This is a genomic window from Micromonospora sp. DSM 43699 (assembly GCF_055517075.1).
Genome location: NZ_JBTMMT010000023.1, coordinates 38,933 through 61,555, shown reverse-complemented (window position 1 = coordinate 61,555; position 22,623 = coordinate 38,933). Strand labels below are relative to the sequence as shown.

The window sequence follows — 22,623 nt, the reverse complement described above, 5'->3', positions numbered from 1 at the left end:
TGCGTCCAATGGGTTTGACGCACCGCGTGGAAGCGGGAATGATCCGTCAGGTGGTCGAGGAACATCCTGCCGAACTTTTCGCTGCGCGACTCAATCACCTGTTCGAGGTCGTACGCCGGCCGGGTGGTTCGCGTTGGGAGAACTCCGAGGTAGGGGCCCGGTGCGGGCTGTCCCGCGCGCAGCTGCACAACCTCCGCAATCCCAAACAGAGCGGCAGCCGCAGTCGCGGGCCGACCTGGGAGACGATCAATGCACTCGCATCGTTCTTCGAGGTCGAGCCGAACTACTTCTTCCTACCCGCCGCCCACGCGACGCAGGGTGAGGTGGGCCGCCGGATGGCCGATCTCGGGGTGCAGCACCTGGCAGCGAACACCGTCGGCGAGGATCTCGCCCAGGTCAAGGCCACTGTTATCGCGGTACTGGCCCAGATTCAGCGGATCGAGGACCAGATCGGGAGTCCCGCCGTGACCGGGGATGCCGACAGAGTCGACGGGGAGCGATGGACCACCGAGCAGCACTACTGATCTCCGGGCTGACCCTGCCCACCCCCTGGGACCTCACGGCCCTCGTCGGGCAGATCGCCAGGGAGCGGGACCGCCCCATCCACCTCATGCCCGTCGAGATGCACGGCAGCGTCCTACACGGCCTGTGGGTCGCCACGTCCCGGGCGGACTACATCGCCTACCCGGCGCGCAGCGGCCCGTTCAAGCAGACCGCGATCGTGTTGCACGAGGTCGCCCACATGTGGCTCGGCCATCCTTCGCGGGACCTCGCCGAGCTCGACGGACGCGTCAGCCACCGCCCCTACGACCAGCGGCACGAGTTCGAGGCCGACGAGTTCGCCGAGATGATCCTCCGCCGCGCGGCGTCACCTCCGACACCACCACCCCTGGAGCCGGACGACGTACTCCGCGTCATCAACACCTTCGGAACGGGCACCCCCACCGATGATCTTCACCGCCCTCGTGGCCTCCGTGGCGCTGTGCGCCGCCGCATACACCGCCTCCACCCTGCACGGTGGCCGTGAGCACGTCCCCGCACGCACCTGGATGGGCGGCAGCCTGTTCTGCCCTCGCCCTCGCCCTCACCGCCGTCGCCCCCGGCGTCAACGACGCGATCGACGACCTGATCGGGCTTCCCCACGTCAGCAGGCTCATCGCCCACACCCTCACGATATGGGCAGCCGTCGCCGTGCTGTGCATGCTGGCGTACTGGACGCGTAGCCCCGAAACCACCCGACGGGCCGTCCGGGGGTGGCAGTTCCTCGCCTGCACGGCCACCGTCGTCCTCACGGCGTTGTTCCTGATCGCCCGGACACCCGCTGCGGAGGGTGACTGGTTCGCGGCCTATCATCGACGGGCATCGATCGCTATCTACATGGCGGTGTTCGGCGGCATCCTCACCTACGCGCTGATCGATCTCGCCCGCCTGTCGCTGCGCTACGCCACCCGTGTCACCACCCGACCGGTCACCCGCGTCGGTCTCCGCATGTTCGCCGTCGGGGGGCTGATCAGCCTCGGCTATTCGGTCACGGTCGTGGCGGTGGCTGTCGCCGGGCAACTCGGCGTCGACGCCGGCACCGCCTGGACGTACGTCACCATGACCAGTCAACTGACCGGCATCGGGCTCATCGCCAGCGGCTCCGCCGTACCCGGCACCGCCGCAGCGGCCTCGGCCGCCCTGCGTCGCGCCCACGACGCACACCAGTGCGAGCGGATGGAGCCGCTCTGGCGGGCGATCGTCCAGACCCACCCGGCCATCCCCCGCCGGCAGCCCCGCCCGATGCACCGGTGGGGGCGCGCGATGGCCTGGACGACCAGTTGGCTGGGGGACGGCCGCAGCCTGTCCCGCCGGGTCCTGGAGATCCGCGACGGCTACCTCCAGCTCACCCCGTGGTTCGACTGCGCGGTACGGGACCGGGCGATCCAGCTCGGGCGCCGGGCCGGCATGGACGGACCCGACCTGATGGCGACCGTGGAGGCGGCGGTCGTCGTGGTGGCCCTCGACGCCAAGACCGCCGGTGACGATCCGGTCGACACCTGCCGCGTCGAGGCCGGAGGAACAGACCTCACCAGCGAGGTGGTCTGGCTGGGCCGGGTGTCTCAGGCCCTGGCACGGTCCCCGGTCGTGGCGGGCGTCCGCGCCGAACGCGCCCACGCCCGCGCCGCCTCCACCGGCTCTCCGGCCCCGTCGACGACGTCAGCACGAGATTGGACAGAAACGTGACCGAACAGGCCACCGCCGGCGTCACCCGCACCCCGACCCGGGTCGCCCACGTCATCACCGAGGTGTTCCAGCCTGCCGTGTGGGCGGCTGTCATGCCGGTCGTCGTCGCGGTGATCGCCGCCCGCACCGTCGTCGCCGGCATCGGTTGGGGTGCGTTCGCGGCGCTGTTCACCGCCGTGGTGCCGTTCGGGGCGATCCTCTACGCCAAGCACACCGGCCGGGTCACCGACCATCACATCAGCCGCCGGGAGCAGCGCAGAGGCGTGCTGCTGGTCGGCATCGCGTCGGTCACCGCCGGGCTGGTCGTGTTCGTGATCCTGGGTGCGCCCCGGGCGTTGATCGCCATGATCGCCGTCATGCTGGCCGTGCTGGCCGGCACCACCGCCGTCAACCAGGTGTGGAAGATGAGCGCCCACACGGGCGTCTCCGCCGGTGCGCTCACCGTCCTGGTCCTGCTGGTCGGGCCGGCGTTGGCCGTCGGGGTGCCGGTCGTGGCCCTGATCGGCTGGTCCCGGGTGCATCTCGGTGCGCACACCGTCGCCCAGGTGGTCGCCGGTGCGGCCACCGGCGCGGTTCTCGCGACGGGGGTCTACGCGGCTGTCGTCTGAGCGGCACGTCAACCGGTGGTGCTGTCCGGGGTGTAGGAGTGTCCCGTGCCCCGACGGGGGTGGGTGCGGGACACTCCCACAGCCCGGACAGCCAGCCACCCGGCCCGGCATGGGGCCCTGCGGCAGCCGATCCGTCAGTCGCGCGGGAAGTAGCGGTCGAGCAGCTCGGTGCGGAACACCCCGGCCGGGTCCAGCTCGGTGAGCAGCGTGGCGAAATCGGCGTACCGGGGGTAGGTGGCGGCGACCACGGCCGGGTCGAGGGTGAAGACCTTGCCCCAGTGCGGGCGGGGCGCGAACGGGGCCAGCCGGGCCTCGATCTCGGCCAGCACCGGCAGCACCGCCGCCGGGTCGTCGACCCAGGTGAAGTGCACGGCCAGCGTGTCGCGCCCCTGGTTGGGGCTGAGCCACAGCTCGTCTGCGGCGACGGTACGCAGCTCGCAGATCTGCAACACGGGGGCGATCCGGTCCCGCATCCCGTCCAACGCGGCAAGCGCCTCGGCCCCCGCCGAGCGGGGCAGGTGGTATTCGGACTGGAGCTCGTCGCCGCTGCTCGGCATGAAACCCAGCCGGAAGTGGGGCAGCCGCTCGTGCCACGGGCCGGGCTCGCCGAACTGCGGGGTGCAGCTGACCGGATCCATGCCGGGCACCGGGTGCGCCGGCCGGTCGGCCGCTGTGGTGCCGAGCCAGTCCGGCTCCGGCGGCGGGGCGTCGGCGAGCTGCTTGCGCCAGACCTGGTCGATGTCCGTCGAGCGCCAGGAGGTGAACCCACTGACGCTGTACGCCGAGGCGAACGCCGCGTCCAGCGCCCCGACCGGCAGGCCCGCGTGGACGTACTGGCGGACGGTGAAGGTGGGCAGCACGTCCAGGGTGACCCGGGTGACGACGCCCAGCGCGCCGAGCGAGACCACCATGCCGGCGAACCGGTCGCCGGCGGAGCGGTCGACGGTGAGCACGTCCCCGTCTGCGGTGACCAGTTCCAGCCCGGCCACGGCGGCGGCCAGGTTGCGGTTGCCGTCGCCGGAGCCGTGGGTGCCGGTGGCGATCGCACCCGCCACCGAGATGTGCGGCAGCGAGGCGAGGTTGGCCAGGGCCAGCCCCCGCTCGTGCAGCCGGGTCGCCACGTCCCCGTAGCGCAGCCCGGCGGCGACGGTGACCGTGCCGCGCTCCCTGTCGATCTCGACGGTGGGCGGCAGCCCGGCCAGCGAGACCAGGTCACCTGTGGTGTCGCCGATCCGGTTGAAGGAGTGACCGCTGCCGACCGCCCGGAGCCGGTCGCTGCCGGCGACCAGTCGACGCAGCTCGTCCAGCGAGGTCGGCTCGTGGAAGGCACGGGCGGCGTAGTGGACGTTGCCGGCCCAGTTGCGCCGCGCCACCCCGCTCACGACGAACCGCCCACGAGCCGGGTGACGTCTCGGCACCCGGCGACCCGCCGCCGCGCCGGGTCGTCCGGGTCGAGCGCCGCCAGGGCGCGTCCCACCAGTCTGTCGATCACGTCGGAACTGTACCCGCGCCGACCGACGGTGAAGCCTGGAGCGGACCGCCCGCCGACGGACGGACCGTCCCGACCAGGGTCGGCACGGTTGTCGGTGGCGCCCACGGGGAATCAGGACCCGATGAGCAGCTACCGCGACCCCATCCTGCACGGTGACGTCTACCCGTCGGAGGAGGAGATCGACCCGACCGGGGTCGGCCTGGATCCGGCGAGCGCCCCGCCGGCGGCGTACCCGGACCGGACCGCGCCGGAGCCCGCGCCGGCACCCCGGGTGGCGGAGTCCGGGGCGCACTCGATCGTCACCCACCACCTGGACGGGTCGACGCAGGTGGTGACCGACCTGGACGGGGACGGGATCGCCGACGTGGTCCAGTTCGACCTGGACGGCGACGGCGTGCCGGACATCACCTACCTGGACAGCGACCGGGACGGCCGGCTGGACACGGTGCTGCGCGAGCCCGGCGGGATGACCCGCCCCCGCTGACCGCGCCGGCGGGCCGACCTCCCGGCCGCGCCCGAGCACGTGCCCACCCCCGGCCGGGCGCGCCCCGGCCGGGGTCACAGCTGCGGCATCACCTCGGCGGCGACCAGCTCCACCTGGTCCAGGTCGGCCAGGTCGAGCACCTGGAGGTAGATCCGCTCGCTGCCGGCCTCGGCGTACCGGCCGATCTTGTCGACCACCTCGGCGGGGGTGCCGGCGAGGCCGTTCTCCCGCAGCTCGGCCGGTTCCCGACCGAGCACCGCGGCCCGGCGGGCCACCTCGGCGTCGTCCCGGCCGCAGCAGAGCACCAGCGCGTTGGACCAGCGCAGGGTGCCCGGGTCGCGGCCCACCTCGGCGCAGGCCGCGCGGACCCGGCCGAACTGGGCCACCGTCTCGTCGAGCGAGACGAAGGGCAGGTTGAACTCGTCGGCGTACCGGGCGGCCAGGCGTGGGGTGCGCCGGGGTCCCTTGCCGCCGAGCAGGATCGGCGGGCGGGGCTGCTGCACCGGCTTGGGCAGCGCCGGGGAGTTGCCGACCGGGTAGTACTTCCCGGCGAAGTCGAACGTCCCGCCGGCCGGGGTCGCCCACAGTCCAGTGATGACGGCGAGCTGCTCCTCCAACCGGTCGAAGCGCTCCCCCAGCGACGGGAACGGGATGCCGTAGGCGGTGTGCTCGTCGGCGTACCAGCCGGCACCGATGCCCAGCTCGACCCGGCCGCCGCTCATCTGGTCGACCTGGGCGACGGTGATCGCGAGCGGGCCGGGCAGCCGGAAGGTTGCCGCCGTCACCAGCGTGCCGAGCCGGATCCGGGAGGTGTCCCGGGCCAGCCCGGCCAGGGTGGTCCAGGCGTCGGTGGGGCCGGGTTCACCGCTCGACGATCCCATCGCCAGGTAGTGGTCGGACCGGAAGAACGCCCCGTAGCCGGCATCCTCGGCGGCGCGGGCCACGGTGAGCAGCTGGTCGTAGGTGGCACCCTGCTGGGGCTCGGTGAAGATCCGCAGTTCCATTCCCCGAGCATAGGGAGCCGGTCGGCCACCCGCTCGGACCTGGGCCCGGCCGGACCCGGGCCGGCGGGTCACCCGAACGGCCTGGTCGCGTACGCGGCGCGCAGGGCGGCCAGCCCCGCCGGCTTCGGCGACAGGGTGCCCCAACCGGAGTTGAAGTAGTTCGCCCGGACGATCCGGGGCCCCCGTTCCGCGTTGAGCTGGGCCAGGGCCGGGGGCACGGTGGCGATCCAGGCCGCCTGGTCGGGGAAGGCGGCGACCTGCACCCCCCACTCCGCGACGAGCACCGGTCGGGACAGCGCCACCGGCCCGAGGTCGGCCACCGCCCAGTCCTTCGTCCGGCGGAACCGGCCCAGCGCGGTGTGGCCGGGGTCGGTCGCGTAGACGTTCCACTGGAGGAAATCCAGCCGGGACATCAGCGCCTCCGGGTGGGTACGCCGGTAGCAGGCCCGGTCGAAACCGCCCGCACCGACCGAGAAGGTGGTGCCGGCCGGCAGGCCACGGGACCGGAACCAGTTCACCACGTAGGTCAGGGCCTGCACCGCGCGGGCGTCCGACCCGGCCCAGGGGTACGACACCCCGGACTCGGTGGTGCCGAACTCGTGATCGGTGTCGAGTTCGGAGGCGAGCTGGATGTTCACCCCGAAGCCCATCGTCCGGTACTGCGACAGGGCACGGGCGAGCAGCCCGTCGCACTGGCCGGCGAGCACCTGGCCGTACCCGTACGCCCGGGGCCAGGTGGTGCCGGGACGTTGCTGGATGGTCATCGACGGCGCGGGCACTGACCAGGTCACCCCGTCGACGGTGAACGTCTGCGCACCGGGGTTGGTGGTGCCGTAGTGCTTCAGCTCCAGCACCATGTTCAGCGCGATCCCGGCCCGCCCGAGCTTGAGCAGCCAGGCCTTGTCGTAGCCGGGAAAGACGTAACCGTCGGCGAGGCTGCGGTACTGGGTCAGCGAGCGGAAGTTCCCGCCCACCAGGTCCGCCGTCGGGTCGGCGTTGCCGGCGAGGTAGTAGCCACCCCGTACCGGCGGGGCGACGGTGTGGTCCACGACCGTGGTGGGAGAGGCCATCCCGGCCCCTCCTCTCCTGCTCGCCCGGCCGGACGCACGACGGTCACGACGTACTCCGGCCGGAGGTGGTGACGTCGTCGTCGGGTCGAGGCGATGGCGGCCGACGCGGACGCGATTGTCGTCCGACCGGCCGGAAGGGTGCGCCTCACTCGTCGGCCACACCCCCCATCCACCTGCATAAACAATGCTCCCTGCCACCTCTCGGCGTCCTGTCGGCTATCTGCCGGTGCGGGCTGCAACCGCCCTGGTCGGGGCCGGTGCGAGCCGGGTTGACCCGATCAGCGAGACTCGGTCGGGACCGCCCCGGGGCTGCTCCCGGGGACCCCTCGGACGGTGGGAGCCCATGGCACACCCCTACCTGCTCTGGCTGGTCGGCGCGGTGTTGCTGGTGGGTGCGGGTATCGCCACCACCCTGCTGCCCCGGCGACGGGTCCGGGCCGAGCAGCGACGTACCGCCTGGTCGGCTGCCCGGGCGGCGATCGACAGCGCGGCCGTCAGCCGGGACGCGGCCCCGGTTCCGGTACCCGAGGCGGAGCGGTTGTTCGCCCGCGCCGAGTCGCTCGCGGGCGGGCGCGGCGGGACGGACGCGGCCCGGGCGGCGGCGGAGCACGCCCGGCGGGCCGATCGGCTGTGGCGGGGGCACCGGTGATCGCCCGTGGGTACCGTCGCTGGTCGGAGCCGTTGCGCTGGACGCTGCTCGGGGTCGCCGTGCTCGTCCTGGTGGTGTTCCTGCTCGCCCAGCGGCAGAGCGTCGACGTCAGCTACGGACGATCGCCGTCGTCGTCGGCGGGGGTCGACGCGGACACCGCCGGCAGCGTCGACCGGGCCACCGTGCCGTCGGTGGACGAGATGACCGCGCTGGTCGCCGCCGCACCGGTGGTACGCCTGCCGGGCTCGGTGGCGTACTGGAACGAGCAGCGGGTCCGGGAGGTGGCCGGCGACACCCGGATCCTGGTCGCCCCGCCCGGACTGGACTCCGACGAACGCGCCCGGGTCCGGGACGTGGAGAACGCGACGATCCGGGTGATCGGCACCGAGGTCTCCGGCGGCCTCTACCAGGCCAGCGCCGACACGCTGCCCGGCTGGCGGGCCCAGTTCGCCACCGGGGACGTGACCGACCTGCTGCTCACACTGATCACCGGGCTGCGCAAGGAGCCCGCCCCGGCCGACCGGGACGAGTTGCGCTGGCGCGAGCCGAGCGGGCCGGAGCTGACCGCCGTGCTGACCGACCTGCGGGCGACCGGGCGGCACGTGGCCCCCGGCGCGACCCTGACCGACGTACCCGAGACGGCCGCGCGCAACGCCTTCCCGGACGGCGCGTGGTACGTCGCGCTGCCCCCGCAGCGGTTCGGCGACCCGCTGCCCCGGTACGGACCGACCCTGCACGCGCGTTTCCCCGACCAGCCGATCGTGGTGATGTACGGCCTGTGGATCGAATACCACGGCCCGGGCGCGGCGGATTTCGCCGAGCTGGCCGGGGCGAGCTTCTACGGCCAGTTCGCCGGCGTGCTCAGCCGCGCCGACTACCCGCAGCGCAACGTGCTGGGCGTCTACCTCAACCGGGTCACCGACATCCGGTACGCCGGGCTGTTCGAGCGGCCTCTGCCGTACCGGCCGGTCGATCCGCTGCGGGTGGCGCTGCCGGCGCTGCCGTGGCTCTTCGCGGGCTGCGTGGCGGCGTTCCTGATCCTGTCGGCCCGGTCGCTGCGCCGCCCCGACCGGGGGCCGGGCCGTCGGCGGGACGCCGCCCCGGTCCGGCTGGCCGGGTTGACCGCGCTGGCCGTCGAGGTGTCCCTGCTGACCGACGCCCGCAGCAACCCGGCGCTGACCCGGGGCATCGTCAAGCTCCGGGCGGCCCGGTCGGCCTGGGAGGAGAAGCTGCCCGCCCGGCACGTGCGCACGCTGCTCGACGAGGCGACGGCCGAGCTGGACGACACCGCGCGCCAGGTGGGCATCGCCAGTTACCGCCCGGACAACTACCTGCGGGGCAGACTGTCATGACCCCTTCCGGATCCCGGCGCTCCCGGCGGCAGCGCGTCACCGGCCTGCTCGGCACCCCCTTCGGCCTCGCCGTGCTGGCCTGCCTGGTGCTGGCCGGCTGGGCGGCGTTGAGCGGTGGGGCACTGGACGGCCCGATCGCCAGGCAGGTGCGCACCTCGTCGTTCTACGCCGACCCGGGGCTCGACGTGGACCGGGCGGCGGCGGAACGGATCATCGGCAACCGCCGGCTGGTGGTGGTGCTGCGCTCCCCCGACGCCGACCTGCGAGGCACCTGCAAGCAGGTGAGACAGGCCGCCGACGGGACGGTCGTGCTGGTGCTCAGCCGGGACGGGGACGACTACGACACCTACGGCTGCGCCCTGGTGCCCGGATACGACAAGAAGAACCTGGGCAAGGCCGCCGCCGCCGAGATGGTCATCGGTCGGGGCATCGACACCTTCGCCGACCGTCCACTGGAGGCCGTGAAGGTCATCGCCGTCAACTACGACCGGCTGGTCAGGGCGGGCACCGTACCCGACGGCGCCCGGACGATCAGCCCGTCGCTGCCCCGCTTCCTGCTCGCCGTCGCCGCCGTGGCGGGCGTCGTCGCCGCCGCGACGGCGCTCTACCTCGGCGGCCGGCGGGCGGGCCGGCTCGCGGCGGCCCGGCGGGTCCGCCGCGACGAGCTGACCGACAGCCGCAGCGCGCTCGGCGCCGCCACCGCCGGCCTGGCCCAGCAGATCATCGACCTCGACCCGATGTACGCCCTGCTGAGTGGCCGTCGGGGCGGCGACAGCGGCTTCGGCCGGCGCTACCGGCAGTTGACCTCGGACCATGCGGCGCTGCTCGACCGGTTGGCGGTGCTGGACGACACCGACGGGGCGGCGGTGCGGGCGCTGACCGGGCGGGTCGAGTCGCTGAGCCGGCGGGCGCAGGCGCTCGCCGACGGCCGACCGGACCCGGACTCCTCGTAACCGCCGGACGACGGCGAACCGGGCGGTCGCCATGTTCTCCCAGCGTCGTCAGGTGTCCGAAGCACGACTGGCGGAGGACGGCTATGGCGTCGGTGGCGAACCGCTTCGTAGTGTGTTCGGGTTCGTCCGTTGGCCACCCGGGAGGATGAAGACCGCTGAGCTGCGCCCGATCCGATCTCCCTCTGGCCAAGGCGGTCGCGGTCCGCGCCGGTGACCTGCCATGAGCCTCGTCCGCCAACTCGCCGCGCTGCCGGCGGATCGCGTCGTCCAACTCGCAGGGGTGCCCGCCGACACGATCGCGGCGACCGCCACCGGCGATCCGGCCGGCCCGGCTGCCGTCGTACTGTGCCCTGGTCGGGCCCGTACGCCCGGTTCCTTCGTCCACGCCGTCCTGGGCGAACTGGAGCGGGTGGCGGTCGCGCTGCTGCCCGGGTGGCTTCCCGAGGCTGCGGAGATCCCCCGCGCCGACCCGTTCGGCCTGGCCGCCGTCCGGGCCGCCGCGGTCGGCCGGGCGCAGGGTTCGGCGCACTTCGCCCCGTTCCTGGCACACCTCGCCACCGTGGCACTGTCCGGCCGGCGGCCGCCGGTCGACCCGTTCGCCCTGGAGATCCGCTGCCCCGGGCTGACCCGGGTGGTGGCGGAGGGATTCGGTCGTCCCCGGGCGAACCTGTTGATCGAGGTGCCCGCCGGCCTCGACGCGGACGGGGAACGGGCCGTCGTGGCGGGCGCGGAATGGCTGTGCCACCACGGTCGGGTCGGGGTGTGGCTGGTCGGCACGGTGCTGCGGCACGAGGACCGGGTGCTCTGCGTCCGGCTCACCCCGGCGGCGGACGCCCCACCGGCACCGACACCGACACCGGGCACGCCACCGCAGGTGGTGGGGCGACCGCACCCCGGCAGTGCGACAGAGGCGGCGCTGGAGGCCGCCCTGGCCGCCGAGAGCTGGGCGGCGGGCCGGGTCTGGAACCAGTACCACCAGTCACATCCCCTCGCGCCCCCGGTCTGCCTCGACCTGCTATGGCCCGACGTACGGTGTGTCGTCGAGATCGACGGGCCGGAGCACTGCCGGCCGGCGCGGTTCGAGGCGGACCGGCAGCGCGACGTGCAGTTGCAGCTGGACGGGTACGCCGTCCTGCGCTTCACCAATGCCCGAATCAACCACGACGTCGGCGCGGTGGTGCACCAGATCGGCACCCTGATCCGTGCCCGGCGACGTGCCATGGCGGAAGGAACACTCCATGCCCGGCGATGACCTCACCCCCTCCGAGGCCGCGATCCTGATCGTGTTGATGGCAGAGGCGCGGGAGGTGCCCAACACCGACCTGAAGAAGCGGTACGGCGTCGACGTCCGCAAGTCGTACCGGGACAAGCTCAACCGGCTCGGCTACCTGGACAGCCGCCGGGAGGGCAACACCTTCCTGCACCAGCTCGGCGACAAGGGCTGGATCCGGGTGCAGGCGGATCTGAACTTCCAGTCGTCGGTCGGCCGGATCCTCGGCGGGGCGCTGACGGCGTTGCAGGTGAACCTGCGCGACCGGGTCATGGGGCGCAGCGACTACCAGTCGTTCGGTGAGATGTTCGCGCTGACCGACGTGCGGGCCGCCGCACCCCGGTCGGACCGGCGTGGCGTCCTGCGTACCCGGATCCGGCAGGCGTACGCCGCGTTGGCCGCCGAGCCGGGGGCCTGGGTCAGCCTCACCCGGCTGCGGCCCTTCTTCGGCGACGTCGGCACCGCCGACCTCGACGAGGCGCTCCGGGAACTGGAACGCGAGCCGGACGTGGACATCGTCCCGGAGGAGAACCAGAAGCAGCTGACCCCGCAGGACGTCGCGGCGGCCCTGCGGCTCGGCGGTCAGGACAAGCACCTGCTGGCGATCGGGGTGGGATGACCGAGGCGGAGCACGCTGCCCTGGCGGCGCTCAGGTTCGACTGGGCACCGGTGCCCGACGACGTCTGGCGGCCCTCGCCGTTCCACGTGGAGGGCCTGCACACCACAGTGGTCCGCGACATCCTCCTTGGTGTCGCCGACGCCCGGGACAGCGCCGACAGCAGCCCGATCGGGTTGGTGTTGCAGGGGCAGCGCGGCTCGGGCAAGACCCACCTGCTGGGCTGGGTCCGACAGCAGGTCCAGCGGCAGGGCGGCTACTTCTTCCTGGTGGGCCTGCTCGACGCGCACGGCTTCTGGGACAGTGTGCTCGCCTCGATGCTCGACGGGCTGGCCCGGCCGGCGCCCGGCAGCGAGAGCCAGCTCCGGCTGCTGCTGCGGCGGCTCTCCTCGCTGGTCGGGGCGCCCCGATCGGCCCGGCGGGCGGTGATGGGTGACACCGAGCTGACCCGGGCGGCCCTGGACGCGTTCGTCGAGGGGCTGGTCGGGCACGAGCCGCACGTGGCCCGCGCCTGCCGGGAAACCGCCCGGGCGCTCGCGCTGAGCGCCTCGGAGGACGTCACGCACCGGGACATCGCGGAGAACTACTTCGCCTCCGGCGAGGAGGGGGAACCGGGGGAACGCAGCGCCTGGGGCATGCGGCGGGCACCGCGCAGCGCGCAGCAGATCGTCCAGGAACTCTCCTGGCTGCTGGCGCTCACCGGCCCTGCCGTGGTCGCCGTCGACCAGATCGACACCCTCATCGCGCAGTCCGTGGCCACCGGTGACGTCCTGCACGCCCGGCCGGGAGCACCGGACGACCCGGAGCAGGCCGCCGTGCACGCCCGGATCGCCGACGGCCTGATGTCGCTACGCCAGCTGACCCGCCGCACGCTCACCCTGGTGGCCTGCCTGCCGACCTCGTGGACGATCATCAGGAGCCGGACGGTGGGGACGGTGAGCGACCGGTTCCGCACCCCTCCCCGGCTCACCACCATCCACGACGCCACCCTGGCCCGGGAGATCGTCGAGCGCCGGCTCGCCGCCCGGTTCGCCGACGTCGGCTTCGTACCCCCGCATCCCTCGTGGCCGGTGCGGCCCGACGCCTTCGCGCAGGCCGAGGGGATGACCCCCCGGCAGTTGCTGATCGACATCGACCGGCACATCCGGGCCTGTCTCGCGGCCGGCGAGGTACGGGAGCTGACCCGGCTCGGTGACCCGGCGGAGCCGCAGCCCCCCGGCCCGCGCGCCGCTCCCGGCGCAGATCTGGGGCGCTTCGACACGAGGTTCGCCCAGCTCAAGAGCGAGGTCGACGTCTCCGGCGCACTGCGCCGGGACAGCGAGGACAGCCTGGCCCCCGGGGTGCTCGCCGCAGGTCTCACCGCCTGGGTGATGGAGCGTGGCGAGGACGGCGGAGCGTTCAGCGTGGACCCGCCCCCGAGCGCCCAGCCGCCGCTGCACGCCCGGCTCCGACTCACCCTCGACGAGGCCACCGAGGACCAGGTCCACTGGTGTTTCCGGGCGGTCAGCGAGGAACACCACGCGATCGCCGCCCTCGCCCGGCTCCGCAAGGCCTGCACGGTGGCGGGGCTCGACGCCCGGGTGCCCCGACGCAAGCTCTTCCTGCTCCGCAACGGCGCCTGGTCCGGCGGGGCCAAGACCCGGCAGGCGATCGCCGCCTTCACCCAGGCCGGCGGGACGGTCCTCCCCCTGGGGCACGAGGATCTGCGTATCCTCGGTGCCCTCCGGATCATGCTCGCGGAGTCACCCGGCGACATCAGGGGCTGGCTGACCGTCCGCCGGCCGACCCGGGACATCGCCGTGTTGCGGCAGGCCCTCGCCTCCGTCGCCGACTGGCTCCCCGATGCTCCCGGCGATGCCCAGGCCGGTGCGACGGCACGGCCGGACCGGGCCGGACCGGTCAGTGCAGGACCGGTGGAGGCAGACCCCGAGACGGACCCGGTCGACGTCGGGTCACCCGGCGGACGGCCCGGCGCGGGGCGGGTCGGGCCGCAGCCGGCCGACGGTCGGGAGGCCGGTCCGCAGCTCACCGTGGGGTACGACCACCGCACTGGTGAGCCCGTGCCGCTCTCCCTGGAAGCCCTCCGCAAGCACACCACCATCTTCGCCGGCTCCGGCTCCGGCAAGACCGTGCTGATCCGGCGGATCCTGGAGGAGTGTGCCCTCGCCGGGGTCTCCGCCATCGTCCTCGATCCCAACAACGACCTGGCCCGGCTCGGTGACGAGTGGCCGGAGCCGCCGCCGGACTGGCGGGCCGGGGACGCGGAGAAGGCCCGGGAGTACCTCGCCGGGACCGACATCCGGGTGTGGACGCCGCGCCGGTCGTCGGGACGCCCGCTGAGCTTCCAGCCGCTGCCGGATTTCCGCAGCGTGCTCGACGACCCGGACGAGTTCCACGAGGCCGTGGAGGCCGCTGTCGCGTCGCTCGCGCCCCGCGCCCAGCTCACCGGTCGTACCAGCAAGGTCCACCTCGGTCTCGCCGTGTTGCGCAAGGCCGTCGAGCACTACGGCCGGCGGGGCGGCACCCGGGTGCAGGGGCTGATCGACACCCTCGCCGACCTGCCGGACGGGTTGCTGGACATCGACGGGGCGGACAAGATCGGCGTCGGGCTCGCGCAGTCGTTGGCGGCGGCTATGGTCAACGATCCGCTGTTCGGCGGCGAGGGCAGCCCGGTGGACCCGGGGCTGCTGCTCACCCCCGAGCCGGGCCGGCGGGCCAGGATCTCCGTCATCAGCCTGGTCGGGCTGCCGTCCGACGAGGCCCGGCAGGGCTTCGTCAACCAGTTGCAGATGGCGCTCTTCGCCTGGATCAAGAAGCACCCGGCGAACGACCGGCCGCTGCTCGGGCTGCTCGTGATGGACGAGGCACAGACGTTCGCCCCGTCCGGCGCGATGACCGCCTGCACCCAGAGCACGCTGGCGCTGGCCGCGCAGGCCCGCAAGTACGGCCTGGGCCTGGTCTTCGCCACCCAGTCACCCAAGGGGCTGCACAACCGGATCCCGGGCAACGCGGCGACCCAGCTCTACGGCCGGCTGAACAGCCCGATCCAGATGGAGGCCGCCCGGGAGATGGCGAAGGCCAAGGGCGGCGACGTCGCCGACATCTCCCGGCTCACCACCGGCGAGTTCTACCTCGCCGCCGAGGGTGCCGCGCCGGTGAAGATCCGTACCCCGCTGTCGCTCAGCCACCATCCACGCAGCCCGCTCACCGCCGAGGAGGTGCTGGACCGGGCCCGCCGCCGGTGAGCCCGACCGTGGTCCGCACCGGGTGACCGACGATGGTCGGGTCAGTGCGCGGGGGACGACTCCGCCAGGTCGGTGGCGGCCACGCGTGGGGCGGGGCTTCCGGGTTCGGTGGGGCACACCCCGGCGAGGAGGTCGGCGGTGGTGTGTGCCCGGACGTCGGCGTACATGCCGTCGGTGAACCGCGCCACGACGGCCCGGACGTGCCGCTCGGCGGTGTCGGCGAGCCCGTCGTAGACGGCGGCGAAGGTCTCCCGGGCGGGGCCGCGCAGCCAACCGGTGGGAAGCAGCCGCAGCGGTAGCTGGGGATCGAGGGTGGGGAAGCGCCGGAAGGTGTCCATCACCTCGGTCCGGGCCCGGACCGCCTCCGCGCCGTCGACCTGACCGGCGGTGATCCGGGGCAGGATCGGCCGCCACCGCCGCAGGAAGCTCTCGTACTGTGCGGCGACCGCGGCGACGTCCCAGGCGTCGAGCGGGTCGCGGCCGGCGACCGCGTCGAGGTCGACCCGGCGGCCCCGGAACACGGTGACCGCGCCGAGGTGGAGCTGGGTGAGCTGGGCGCGCGCCTTCGGGGTCAACTCGTGCGGCGAGATCCACAGCCCGTCGTACAGCGGCGCGTAACCCAGCCACCGGAGCCGCCCGCGCAGCGCCCGCCGCTGCGCGCTGCGCTCCTGGGGCAGGGAGAAGGCGACGAGCGTCCAGCACTCGTCCCACGGTTGGGTAGTGGTGGTGGCGGCCATGACCCAGCTGCCGCCGACGGAGAGGCTGACGGCGGCGGACCGGCTGAGCCGGTACGAGCTGCGCCGCCCCTGCCGGCTTCCTTCCAGTACGCCCCGGCGGGCCAGCCGGCTGATCACGGTCCGCGCACCGGCCGGGCTGACGTCGGACTCGGCGAGCAGCGCGACGATGGCGGCGGACGGCAGCCACGCCCTGGTCCGCAGGGTGTAGTCGGCCAGCAGGGTCACCGCGACGCCCTGGGGCGAGTTGCCGGCCTGCCGCCGGGGCAGCCGAACCTGGTGGTCCCCGTCGTCGGGAAAGATCTCCTCGATGTCGAACGGGTGTGGCACAGGGGACGCTCCGGGCTCGGCTCGGTGACGGTGGCATCGACTGTAGACGGCAGCATCGGGCCCGCCTACCGGGGCACGGATCCGGTGTGGGCCGGGACCGAAACCGGCGACCGCATATTGTATCGAGGTCATTCGATTGACACTTGTCTGACCGAGGAGAACACTAAGTGCCATGCAATGCCACCTGGGCCGGAGCAGGGCATACCAGCAGTAGTGGGCCGGCGCGGACGACACGGGCAACCGGGCGCACCCGTGCCGCACGGACGCGCGGCCGATCTCGATCTGTGAGGGAGTCACACCCATGAGAATCAGACGGAAGATGCTGCTCGCCCTGGCGGCGCCACTGGTGGCGACGCTGGCGGCAGCCGCCCTGGTGATACCGACGCTCCAACCGGCGTACGCCGCGTCGTTGGTCGAGGTGACCAGCTTCGGCGACAACCCCGGCCGGATGCGGATGCACATCTACGTGCCGAACACCCGCCCGACCAACCCGGCGATCGTGGTGGCCATGCACGGCTGCGGCGGCACCGGCCCCGGCTTCTACTCCAGCAGCGAGTTCGCCTCGCTGGCCGACCGGTACGGCTACATCGTGATCTACCCGTCCGCCACCCAGCAGGCCGGCTTCGGCAACTGCTTCGACACCTGGTCGGACGCCGCGAAGCGCCGGGGCGGCGGCAGCGACCCGGTGTCGATCGTCTCGATGATCAACTACACCGAGCGGCAGTACGGCGGCGACCCCCGTCGGGTGTACGCCACCGGCAGCTCGTCCGGCGGCATGATGACCAACCACATGCTGGCGCTCTACCCCGACGTGTTCGCCGCCGGGGCCGCGTTCATGGGGGTGCCCTACAACTGCTTCGCCAACGCTGCCGACTACCCGCCCGGTGCCAGCCAGTGCACCGGCGGGAACATGAACCGCACCCCGCAGCAGTGGGGCGACGCGGTCCGCCAGCAGGCGTACCCCGGTTACTCCGGTCCGCGCCCGAAGGTGCAGCTGTGGCACGGCACCGCCGACACCCTGGTGCCGTACTCGCTGCTCCAGGAGACCATCGAGCAGTGGACCAACGTGTTCGGGCTCAGCCAGACCCCCACCTCCACCGACACCCCGCAGACCAACTGGAACCGCCGCCGGTACGCCGACGCCAGCGGTAACGTCCTGGTCGAGGCGTACAGCGTCCAGGGGGCGGGGCACAGCCTCCCCTCCGGCGGGATGGCCGCCGTCGCCCTGCAGTTCTTCGGCCTGACCAACCCGAACCCGACCACGCCGCCGGTGACCACCCCGCCGGTGCCGACCACCCCGCCGGCCACCACTCCGCCCGCTACCACCCCGCCGGCGACCACCCCGCCCGTCCCGACCACTCCCCCGCCGACCACGCCGCCCAGCTCCGGGGCCTGCCGGGTCACCGCGACCGTCAACGCCTGGAACTCCGGCCTGACCGAGAACCTGACCATCACCAACACCGGCGTCAGTGCCGTCAGCGGCTGGTCCCTGGTCTTCACCCTGCCCGGCGGGCAGACCATCACCTCCGGCTGGAACGCCAGCTACTCGCCCTCGTCGGGGCAGGTGACGGCCCGCAACGCCAGCTACAACGCCGCCATCCCGGCAGGCGGGTCGATCGACATCGGGTTCCAGGCCAACCACACAGGCAACACCGCCAAGCCCACCTCGTTCGCCCTCAACGGCGCTGCCTGCACGGTCGCCTGACCGACACGGTCCACCTCCGGAGGTGGACCGCCATCCGGCCCGACCCCGTGGCCGGCCAGCTGAACAAGAGCTCCCCCGCCCGGTGCCGGGCGGGGGAGCTCTCCGGGCGGATCAGCTCAGGCCCGGCTCCCGGATCTGCTGTTCGGCGTAGTGGCGCTGGACGTCGGCGTCACTGAACACGCCCTGGTAGACACCGAGATCGCTGAGCTGCCCGTACAGCCATCCGTCCGGTCCCGCCGAGGCGGTCGACCGACCCACCAGCAGGGAACCGGTCGCCTGGTGGAGCTGCCAGGCGGGATGCAGGCCCACCGCGCCGGCCGACGTCCCGTCGACGTACAGCCGCACCTGCCGGTGGGTGGCATCGAGGACCGCGACGAGCTGGTGCCACTGGTCGACCCCGGTTGCCGGCGCGGTCGCCGTGGTGGTCGCGGAGTCATCGGCTCCGGCGCTCACCCGGAACACCCACCGCCCGCCGTCGGCCGGTTCGTACGCCAGCCGGAACACGCTGCGGTCCCCGTCGTCCTGGGAGAGGACCGACTGCGCACCCCGCGCCGGGTCGAGCCGCACCCAGGTCGAGACCGTGAACGACTGGTCGGTGCGGAGCACCGGCCCGTCCTGCCAGACCGGATTCTGCGGCTCACCGAGGTTGATCTGGGTACGCCCGTACTCCTGGGTCGCCTCACCGAAGTGCGGATCGGACGGGTCGTCGATCCAGTGCCGGTCGTCGAGATCGAGAGCCGGGCCCCGAGCCGAGTCGGTGATGAAACTGCCCTTGGTCAGGGCGAGCTGGCGCCCGAAGGCGCTGCTGTCCGGCACGGAGCAGAGGGTCGGATCGAGGTCCTCCTCGTAGCACGAGGTGCCACCCCCGAAGTACCACCACCCGACCAGCGGTGCCCGCAGCAGACCCGGCTCCGAGAACCCGCCGGAGGCCGGGTCGGCGGCGAACCAGCCGGTGAAGTCCTGCCCCACCAGCGCCCGGTCGTACACCCGGGCCTCGGCCAGGTTTCCCTGCCACCAGGCGGTGTCGCCACGGCCCAACCGGAACTCCCCGGCCGGGTCGTTGACGCCTGTCACGTTGCCTGCCACCGATTCGGCCACCCCGTCCACCCGAAGGGTGAGGGTGTGCGCAGCGGCGTCGTGCACCACCGCCAGGTGGGTCCAGAGCCCGACCGCCGGCGTCGACGTCGACCGGGCGACCGCCAGCCTGCCGCGCTTGCCGCTCTTCGACGGCATCCGCACCTGCCACCGGTTGCTCGCCTTGTCGTAGCCGACCGAGAAGGTGGCCCCGTGGGTGCCGGCCTTGCTGGCGAATACCCGGCTGACCGAGGTGTCGGTGAGCCGCACCCAGGTGGCGAGGGAGAACGTCCCGGCGGTGTCCAGAGTCGACGGCGACGCGGACAGGGAGGACGACGCGCCGTCGAAGGCGACCGTCTGAACGCCGAGCAGCCGGGCGTCGTCCTGCCAGCTGATGCTGGTGCCGGTCAGCGGGCTGTCGCCGCCCGACGCAGGCTGCCTGTCGGCGAGCGCCTGCTCCCGGGTCACGCCGGGGAGCGCCTCCAGCCCCCACATCGCCGTCGCCGGGGACGGCCGATCGAGGATGGTGACGCGGGGACCGGCATCCGCCTCGGTCGCCACGCCGAGGGGCAGCAGCGTGGCGGCGACGATCGTGGCCAGGCTCAGGGTGGCCCTGCCGGTCGAACTCCAGGCAGAGCGAAAGACAGCAGTGTCGTCGATCATCGAACCTTCCCCCGTGAAACTCGTCAGCGCGACCGAACAGGAATGACGGCCGCCGATCCGGGGACAGTGTCACAGGATCGCCAGCGGACCGCTGCCCCCTGCCATAGCCAGCCTGGCCGTCCGGCACGGCCGGGAGAAGTGGCACTACCTCGACCCCGTCCCCATCCACGAGTTGCCGCAACGCTGGATCGCCGCGTTCGAGGAACCCCGGCTACGGGTGCTCGACGCGATCCGCCGACAGGCAGAGGAGCCGCAGATGAGCGTCACCAGACCGACCTTCGTGTACGTGACCTACATCCACGCCGCCCCGGAACGGGTCTGGGAGGCGCTCACCGATGCCGACCTGACCCGCACCTACTGGGGCCACCGCAACGTCTCCGACTGGCAACCCGGCTCCCGATGGGAACACCGACGCACCGACGGCTCGGGCATCGCCGACGGCGGCGGCACGGTCCTCGAAGCGACCCCGCCGACCCGCCTGGTCATGACCTTCGGCGACGTCGACGCCGAAGCGGGGCCGGACGCCTCCACTGTCACCTTCCTCATCGAACCGCACCAGGACATCGTCCGGCTGACCGTCACGCACGTGAACCTGCCGTCCGACGAGGATCTCGAAGCCGTCTCCGCCGGCTGGCCCGCGGTCATGGCCAACCTGAAGTCACTGCTCGAAACCGGACACGCGCTGCCGCAGGCACCCTGGGAGATGCACGCCGAACTGCGGGCCGCCGGGCAGCACAGCCACGACGGTACGACGCACCCCGACGCCGGCCCTGCCGGCCGCAACGGGTGAATCCCCGAACGACCCTGCTGCGCTCATGGAGGCCATCGATCGCTGCATGTGCCACTCGGACACGCCCCGAAAGGTGGCCGCCAGCGCAAGACCGAGGAGGCTCATGGCCAGACTCGTCATGACAGAGGCCACGAAGCGCCATGCCTCCACCTTGCACACCCCTGCCATCGGTGGCCAGATGCCGACCGTAGACGCGATCAGCAGGCAGACTGCCGGACGAAGGTCTCACGCTCCCCGGTATCCGGGTCATCGGCCCACTGCCACAGGCTCACCTCGCCCCGCCAACTGCGCTGAGTGTTCAATTCCAGGGTCGATCTGACATCCGTCATCCTCAGGACCAGCCGCCCATCCGCTGCCAGGTCACCCGGTCGCAGCTGACCACTCCCGGAGACCGTGTCCGATCCGTCCATGTTGGCACCGAAGATGGCCCCAGACACCGTGAAGGCGCGCTCTGCCGTGATCTGGATGACCCCACCCTGGCGGGACTGAAAGACCCCACACAAGGCGTCGATGCGAACCGGCCACAGTGCGCGCCAGGCAAAGCCGCCCACGAGCAGCGTCACCAGGATGCCGGCGACCACAAGCACGGTCCTCCCCCTGCTCGTACCGGCCTCCTCCTGATGCCCGCCGTCGACTCGGCCAGCACCCGTGCCCGCTTTCATCCCGGCAGCGTAGGCCACACTGCCGCACCTGAGGCTCCCCGGATCCGCGAGCACGCGCGACGAACAGCGTGCCCGACCGACATCAGCCCACCCACCGGCGCTCCGGCTACCGCTGGCTCCAGCACCCCGTTGCGCATTGGACCTTGCCCAGGGCTGCAAGAAACAGCAGTTCAAACGCCACTTTCGGAGGATGGGGCGGGGGCGGACGGAGGCGCTTCGACCACGAGCAGCATCACGCTCTATACGAATCCGTCAATCTCATGAGAACCTGAATGATCGTGTGATCGCACGACTACCTAGGGCTATCTAAGCTGGAGGCGCGCGTGGCCCAGATGTCGCTCTTCGGTAGTGGTGAGGCCGACCCCGACCCGAAGCCCGCCGACGATCGCGTCGTTCGGCTACAGCTACTGATCACAGTGAAGGCGGCACCGAACCCGTCGGAGAGGTACGGGGAAACCGTCTGCGTAGCCGGCCTGCGGACGGACGTGCTCAAGCCCACGTGGGTGCGCCTCTACCCGATCAATTTCCGGCACCTCGACAGCGACGAGGCGTTCAAGAAGTACGACATCATCTCCGTCGATGCCAAGCCGGCACGGCAGGATCAGCGGCGCGAAAGCTGGAAGCCGATCATGGACCGGATTCAGAAGGAGCGCCATCTCGACGGCTGGAGGTCGCGACAGCCGCTGCTTGACCCGGCCGTCGAGGATTCGATGTGCCGACTCAACCGCGAAGCCCGAGATCACGCGGACGCCAAATCACTGGCCCTGGTACGTCCCAAGGAAGTTCACACGCTCAAGGTCACGCCGCACGACGGCTGGACTCCTGACGAGCAACGCAAGATTGAGGCATACGCAAGCCAACCGGACCTCTTCAGCGGCCGGAGCAGATCTCCGCTACAGGCACCCCGCTTCAAAGCCGCATACCACTACCGCTGCCACGAACATGGATGCAACGGACACAAGCAGCACGTCATCGACTGGGAACTGGTAGCGCTGCAACGCCGGCTCGTCGGCTACTCGGACGCTGCGCTACGGGAAGCGCTGGAGACCAAGTTTCTCGGAGAGATGTGCGCGCCGAACCGTGACGTCGCCTTCTACGTCGGCAACCAGGCCAAGCGGGTCCACGTCTTCAGCGTGCTGGGGGTGTACTGGCCACAGCGATAGATGTCCGGTCTTCGAGCGCACGCATCACGACCTGGCGGTGGCACCGGCTCTCATCCGCCTCGAAGCAGAGCAGTGCAATCAGCTCGCGCTGGGCCGTCTCAGCGAGCGCGTCGAGGGCTGCCAGTGACTCACCCTGGCTAAGCCGGGTGGCGTACACGGCACGCGCCAACTCCAATTCCTCAGGCGTGCCACCGAACCCGGGGCGATTCTCCTTGGGGTTGCCGAGCTCGCGACGGTGCTCGTACGTGATCCCCTGCGCGGCGAGCGCGTGACCGAGCGCCGACTTGCTGAAGCCACGCTTCCGGGAGATCGGCGTCATCCGGACATCGACCAGTCGCGTGACGCCCGCGCTCACCAGTCCGCTGACGAACTCGTCGATGGAGCGACCTTCGTAACCGACACCCAGGATGCCGGGCTGGTGACTCACAGCTAACGTGACGCTCATCGGAACACCCTTTCATGTCTTGCGAGTCAAGACCATCGGGACGGCCAAGGACGCGCCTCCCACAGCTCAGAACGCGAGCGACGGCACA

At 72.2% G+C, this 22,623-nt stretch carries 21 protein-coding genes; 14 read left to right on the top strand and 7 right to left on the bottom strand.

Annotation, left to right across the window (positions count from 1 at the left end; genetic code table 11):
• The first annotated feature begins 38 nt into the window (after window positions 1-38).
• From AC0AIB_RS14255 to AC0AIB_RS14240, 4 genes are read left to right on the top strand one after another with little or no spacing between them, the layout of a single operon-like run.
• Window positions 39-524: a hypothetical protein gene (locus AC0AIB_RS14255; RefSeq protein WP_328343987.1), complete on the top strand. Its 486-nt coding sequence runs from the start codon at window positions 39-41 to the stop codon at window positions 522-524.
• Window positions 500-1,027, top strand: a complete 528-nt coding sequence (locus AC0AIB_RS14250; RefSeq protein WP_328343985.1) for a M48 family metalloprotease — start codon at window positions 500-502, stop codon at window positions 1,025-1,027. Before AC0AIB_RS14255 ends, AC0AIB_RS14250 begins: the two co-directional genes overlap by 25 nt.
• A complete protein-coding gene (locus AC0AIB_RS14245; protein WP_465096811.1) occupies window positions 1,024-2,226 on the top strand; it encodes an MAB_1171c family putative transporter in 1,203 nt (400 codons plus the stop codon). Before AC0AIB_RS14250 ends, AC0AIB_RS14245 begins: the two co-directional genes overlap by 4 nt.
• On the top strand, window positions 2,223-2,834 hold the full coding sequence (locus AC0AIB_RS14240; protein WP_328343981.1) for a phosphatase PAP2 family protein: 612 nt from the start codon (window positions 2,223-2,225) through the stop codon (window positions 2,832-2,834). Before AC0AIB_RS14245 ends, AC0AIB_RS14240 begins: the two co-directional genes overlap by 4 nt.
• Window positions 2,835-2,968: 134 nt before the next feature.
• Here AC0AIB_RS14240 and AC0AIB_RS14235 read toward each other — a convergent pair whose 3' ends face one another.
• Window positions 2,969-4,207, bottom strand: coding sequence for an FAD-binding protein (locus tag AC0AIB_RS14235; RefSeq protein ID WP_328348695.1), 1,239 nt, complete (start codon window positions 4,205-4,207; stop codon window positions 2,969-2,971).
• 240 nt (window positions 4,208-4,447) lie between these two features.
• Between AC0AIB_RS14235 and AC0AIB_RS14230 the strand changes: the two genes are divergently transcribed.
• Window positions 4,448-4,810 carry a hypothetical protein gene (locus AC0AIB_RS14230; RefSeq protein ID WP_328343979.1) on the top strand — a complete coding sequence of 121 codons (363 nt, stop codon included), beginning with the start codon at window positions 4,448-4,450 and terminating at the stop codon, window positions 4,808-4,810.
• A gap of 74 nt (window positions 4,811-4,884) precedes the next feature.
• Here AC0AIB_RS14230 and AC0AIB_RS14225 read toward each other — a convergent pair whose 3' ends face one another.
• Entirely contained in the window at window positions 4,885-5,814 is a 930-nt protein-coding gene (locus tag AC0AIB_RS14225) for an LLM class F420-dependent oxidoreductase (RefSeq protein ID WP_328343978.1), read from the bottom strand.
• A gap of 68 nt (window positions 5,815-5,882) precedes the next feature.
• Window positions 5,883-6,884 carry a hypothetical protein gene (locus tag AC0AIB_RS14220; protein WP_465096810.1) on the bottom strand — a complete coding sequence of 334 codons (1,002 nt, stop codon included), beginning with the start codon at window positions 6,882-6,884 and terminating at the stop codon, window positions 5,883-5,885.
• 343 nt (window positions 6,885-7,227) lie between these two features.
• Here AC0AIB_RS14220 and AC0AIB_RS14215 point away from each other — a divergent pair, with 343 nt between their 5' ends.
• From AC0AIB_RS14215 to AC0AIB_RS14190, 6 genes are all read left to right on the top strand, one after another.
• Window positions 7,228-7,533, top strand: a complete 306-nt coding sequence (locus AC0AIB_RS14215) for a DUF6403 family protein (protein WP_328343975.1) — start codon at window positions 7,228-7,230, stop codon at window positions 7,531-7,533.
• On the top strand, window positions 7,530-8,885 hold the full coding sequence (locus tag AC0AIB_RS14210) for a hypothetical protein (protein WP_465096809.1): 1,356 nt from the start codon (window positions 7,530-7,532) through the stop codon (window positions 8,883-8,885). Before AC0AIB_RS14215 ends, AC0AIB_RS14210 begins: the two co-directional genes overlap by 4 nt.
• Window positions 8,882-9,838 (top strand): hypothetical protein, encoded by a 957-nt coding sequence (locus tag AC0AIB_RS14205; RefSeq protein ID WP_465096808.1) that lies wholly within the window; start codon window positions 8,882-8,884, stop codon window positions 9,836-9,838. The genes AC0AIB_RS14210 and AC0AIB_RS14205 overlap by 4 nt, the downstream gene beginning before the upstream one ends.
• Window positions 9,839-10,058: 220 nt before the next feature.
• Window positions 10,059-11,090, top strand: a complete 1,032-nt coding sequence (locus AC0AIB_RS14200) for an endonuclease domain-containing protein (RefSeq protein WP_328343969.1) — start codon at window positions 10,059-10,061, stop codon at window positions 11,088-11,090.
• The gene (locus tag AC0AIB_RS14195) at window positions 11,077-11,727 is read left to right on the top strand and encodes a hypothetical protein (RefSeq protein ID WP_328343968.1); all 651 of its coding nucleotides are present in this window, start codon (window positions 11,077-11,079) and stop codon (window positions 11,725-11,727) included. Before AC0AIB_RS14200 ends, AC0AIB_RS14195 begins: the two co-directional genes overlap by 14 nt.
• The gene (locus AC0AIB_RS14190; protein WP_465096807.1) at window positions 11,724-14,969 is read left to right on the top strand and encodes an ATP-binding protein; all 3,246 of its coding nucleotides are present in this window, start codon (window positions 11,724-11,726) and stop codon (window positions 14,967-14,969) included. The genes AC0AIB_RS14195 and AC0AIB_RS14190 overlap by 4 nt, the downstream gene beginning before the upstream one ends.
• A 41-nt stretch (window positions 14,970-15,010) precedes the next feature.
• Here the strand turns inward: AC0AIB_RS14190 and AC0AIB_RS14185 are convergent, their stop codons facing one another.
• On the bottom strand, window positions 15,011-16,033 hold the full coding sequence (locus AC0AIB_RS14185) for a PaaX family transcriptional regulator (protein WP_465096806.1): 1,023 nt from the start codon (window positions 16,031-16,033) through the stop codon (window positions 15,011-15,013).
• A 301-nt stretch (window positions 16,034-16,334) separates the two neighbouring features.
• On the opposite strand from AC0AIB_RS14185, the gene AC0AIB_RS14180 reads away from it, so the two are divergent.
• Window positions 16,335-17,738 (top strand): extracellular catalytic domain type 1 short-chain-length polyhydroxyalkanoate depolymerase, encoded by a 1,404-nt coding sequence (locus AC0AIB_RS14180; protein ID WP_328343963.1) that lies wholly within the window; start codon window positions 16,335-16,337, stop codon window positions 17,736-17,738.
• 111 nt (window positions 17,739-17,849) lie between these two features.
• Here AC0AIB_RS14180 and AC0AIB_RS14175 read toward each other — a convergent pair whose 3' ends face one another.
• On the bottom strand, window positions 17,850-19,475 hold the full coding sequence (locus AC0AIB_RS14175; protein WP_465096805.1) for a LamG domain-containing protein: 1,626 nt from the start codon (window positions 19,473-19,475) through the stop codon (window positions 17,850-17,852).
• 256 nt (window positions 19,476-19,731) lie between these two features.
• Between AC0AIB_RS14175 and AC0AIB_RS14170 the strand changes: the two genes are divergently transcribed.
• Window positions 19,732-20,265 carry an SRPBCC family protein gene (locus AC0AIB_RS14170; RefSeq protein ID WP_328343959.1) on the top strand — a complete coding sequence of 178 codons (534 nt, stop codon included), beginning with the start codon at window positions 19,732-19,734 and terminating at the stop codon, window positions 20,263-20,265.
• 197 nt (window positions 20,266-20,462) lie between these two features.
• Here AC0AIB_RS14170 and AC0AIB_RS14165 read toward each other — a convergent pair whose 3' ends face one another.
• On the bottom strand, window positions 20,463-20,852 hold the full coding sequence (locus tag AC0AIB_RS14165; protein ID WP_328343957.1) for a hypothetical protein: 390 nt from the start codon (window positions 20,850-20,852) through the stop codon (window positions 20,463-20,465).
• A 398-nt stretch (window positions 20,853-21,250) separates the two neighbouring features.
• Here AC0AIB_RS14165 and AC0AIB_RS14160 point away from each other — a divergent pair, with 398 nt between their 5' ends.
• Window positions 21,251-22,090 (top strand): hypothetical protein, encoded by an 840-nt coding sequence (locus tag AC0AIB_RS14160; RefSeq protein WP_328343955.1) that lies wholly within the window; start codon window positions 21,251-21,253, stop codon window positions 22,088-22,090.
• Here the strand turns inward: AC0AIB_RS14160 and AC0AIB_RS14155 are convergent.
• The gene (locus AC0AIB_RS14155; protein WP_328343953.1) at window positions 22,056-22,535 is read right to left on the bottom strand and encodes a DUF488 domain-containing protein; all 480 of its coding nucleotides are present in this window, start codon (window positions 22,533-22,535) and stop codon (window positions 22,056-22,058) included. The two genes, AC0AIB_RS14160 and AC0AIB_RS14155, sit on opposite strands and share 35 nt — an antisense overlap.
• Window positions 22,536-22,623: the final 88 nt, after the last annotated feature.

Coding starts and splice junctions, on each gene's coding strand:
- AC0AIB_RS14255 (WP_328343987.1), top strand. CDS start 39: ATGATCCGTCAGGTGGTCGAGGAACATCCTGCCGAACTTTTCGCTGCG.
- AC0AIB_RS14250 (WP_328343985.1), top strand. CDS start 500: ATGGACCACCGAGCAGCACTACTGATCTCCGGGCTGACCCTGCCCACC.
- AC0AIB_RS14230 (WP_328343979.1), top strand. CDS start 4,448: ATGAGCAGCTACCGCGACCCCATCCTGCACGGTGACGTCTACCCGTCG.
- AC0AIB_RS14225 (WP_328343978.1), bottom strand. CDS start 5,814: ATGGAACTGCGGATCTTCACCGAGCCCCAGCAGGGTGCCACCTACGAC.
- AC0AIB_RS14220 (WP_465096810.1), bottom strand. CDS start 6,884: ATGGCCTCTCCCACCACGGTCGTGGACCACACCGTCGCCCCGCCGGTA.
- AC0AIB_RS14215 (WP_328343975.1), top strand. CDS start 7,228: ATGGCACACCCCTACCTGCTCTGGCTGGTCGGCGCGGTGTTGCTGGTG.
- AC0AIB_RS14205 (WP_465096808.1), top strand. CDS start 8,882: ATGACCCCTTCCGGATCCCGGCGCTCCCGGCGGCAGCGCGTCACCGGC.
- AC0AIB_RS14200 (WP_328343969.1), top strand. CDS start 10,059: ATGAGCCTCGTCCGCCAACTCGCCGCGCTGCCGGCGGATCGCGTCGTC.
- AC0AIB_RS14195 (WP_328343968.1), top strand. CDS start 11,077: ATGCCCGGCGATGACCTCACCCCCTCCGAGGCCGCGATCCTGATCGTG.
- AC0AIB_RS14190 (WP_465096807.1), top strand. CDS start 11,724: ATGACCGAGGCGGAGCACGCTGCCCTGGCGGCGCTCAGGTTCGACTGG.
- AC0AIB_RS14180 (WP_328343963.1), top strand. CDS start 16,335: ATGAGAATCAGACGGAAGATGCTGCTCGCCCTGGCGGCGCCACTGGTG.
- AC0AIB_RS14175 (WP_465096805.1), bottom strand. CDS start 19,475: ATGATCGACGACACTGCTGTCTTTCGCTCTGCCTGGAGTTCGACCGGC.
- AC0AIB_RS14170 (WP_328343959.1), top strand. CDS start 19,732: ATGAGCGTCACCAGACCGACCTTCGTGTACGTGACCTACATCCACGCC.
- AC0AIB_RS14155 (WP_328343953.1), bottom strand. CDS start 22,535: ATGAGCGTCACGTTAGCTGTGAGTCACCAGCCCGGCATCCTGGGTGTC.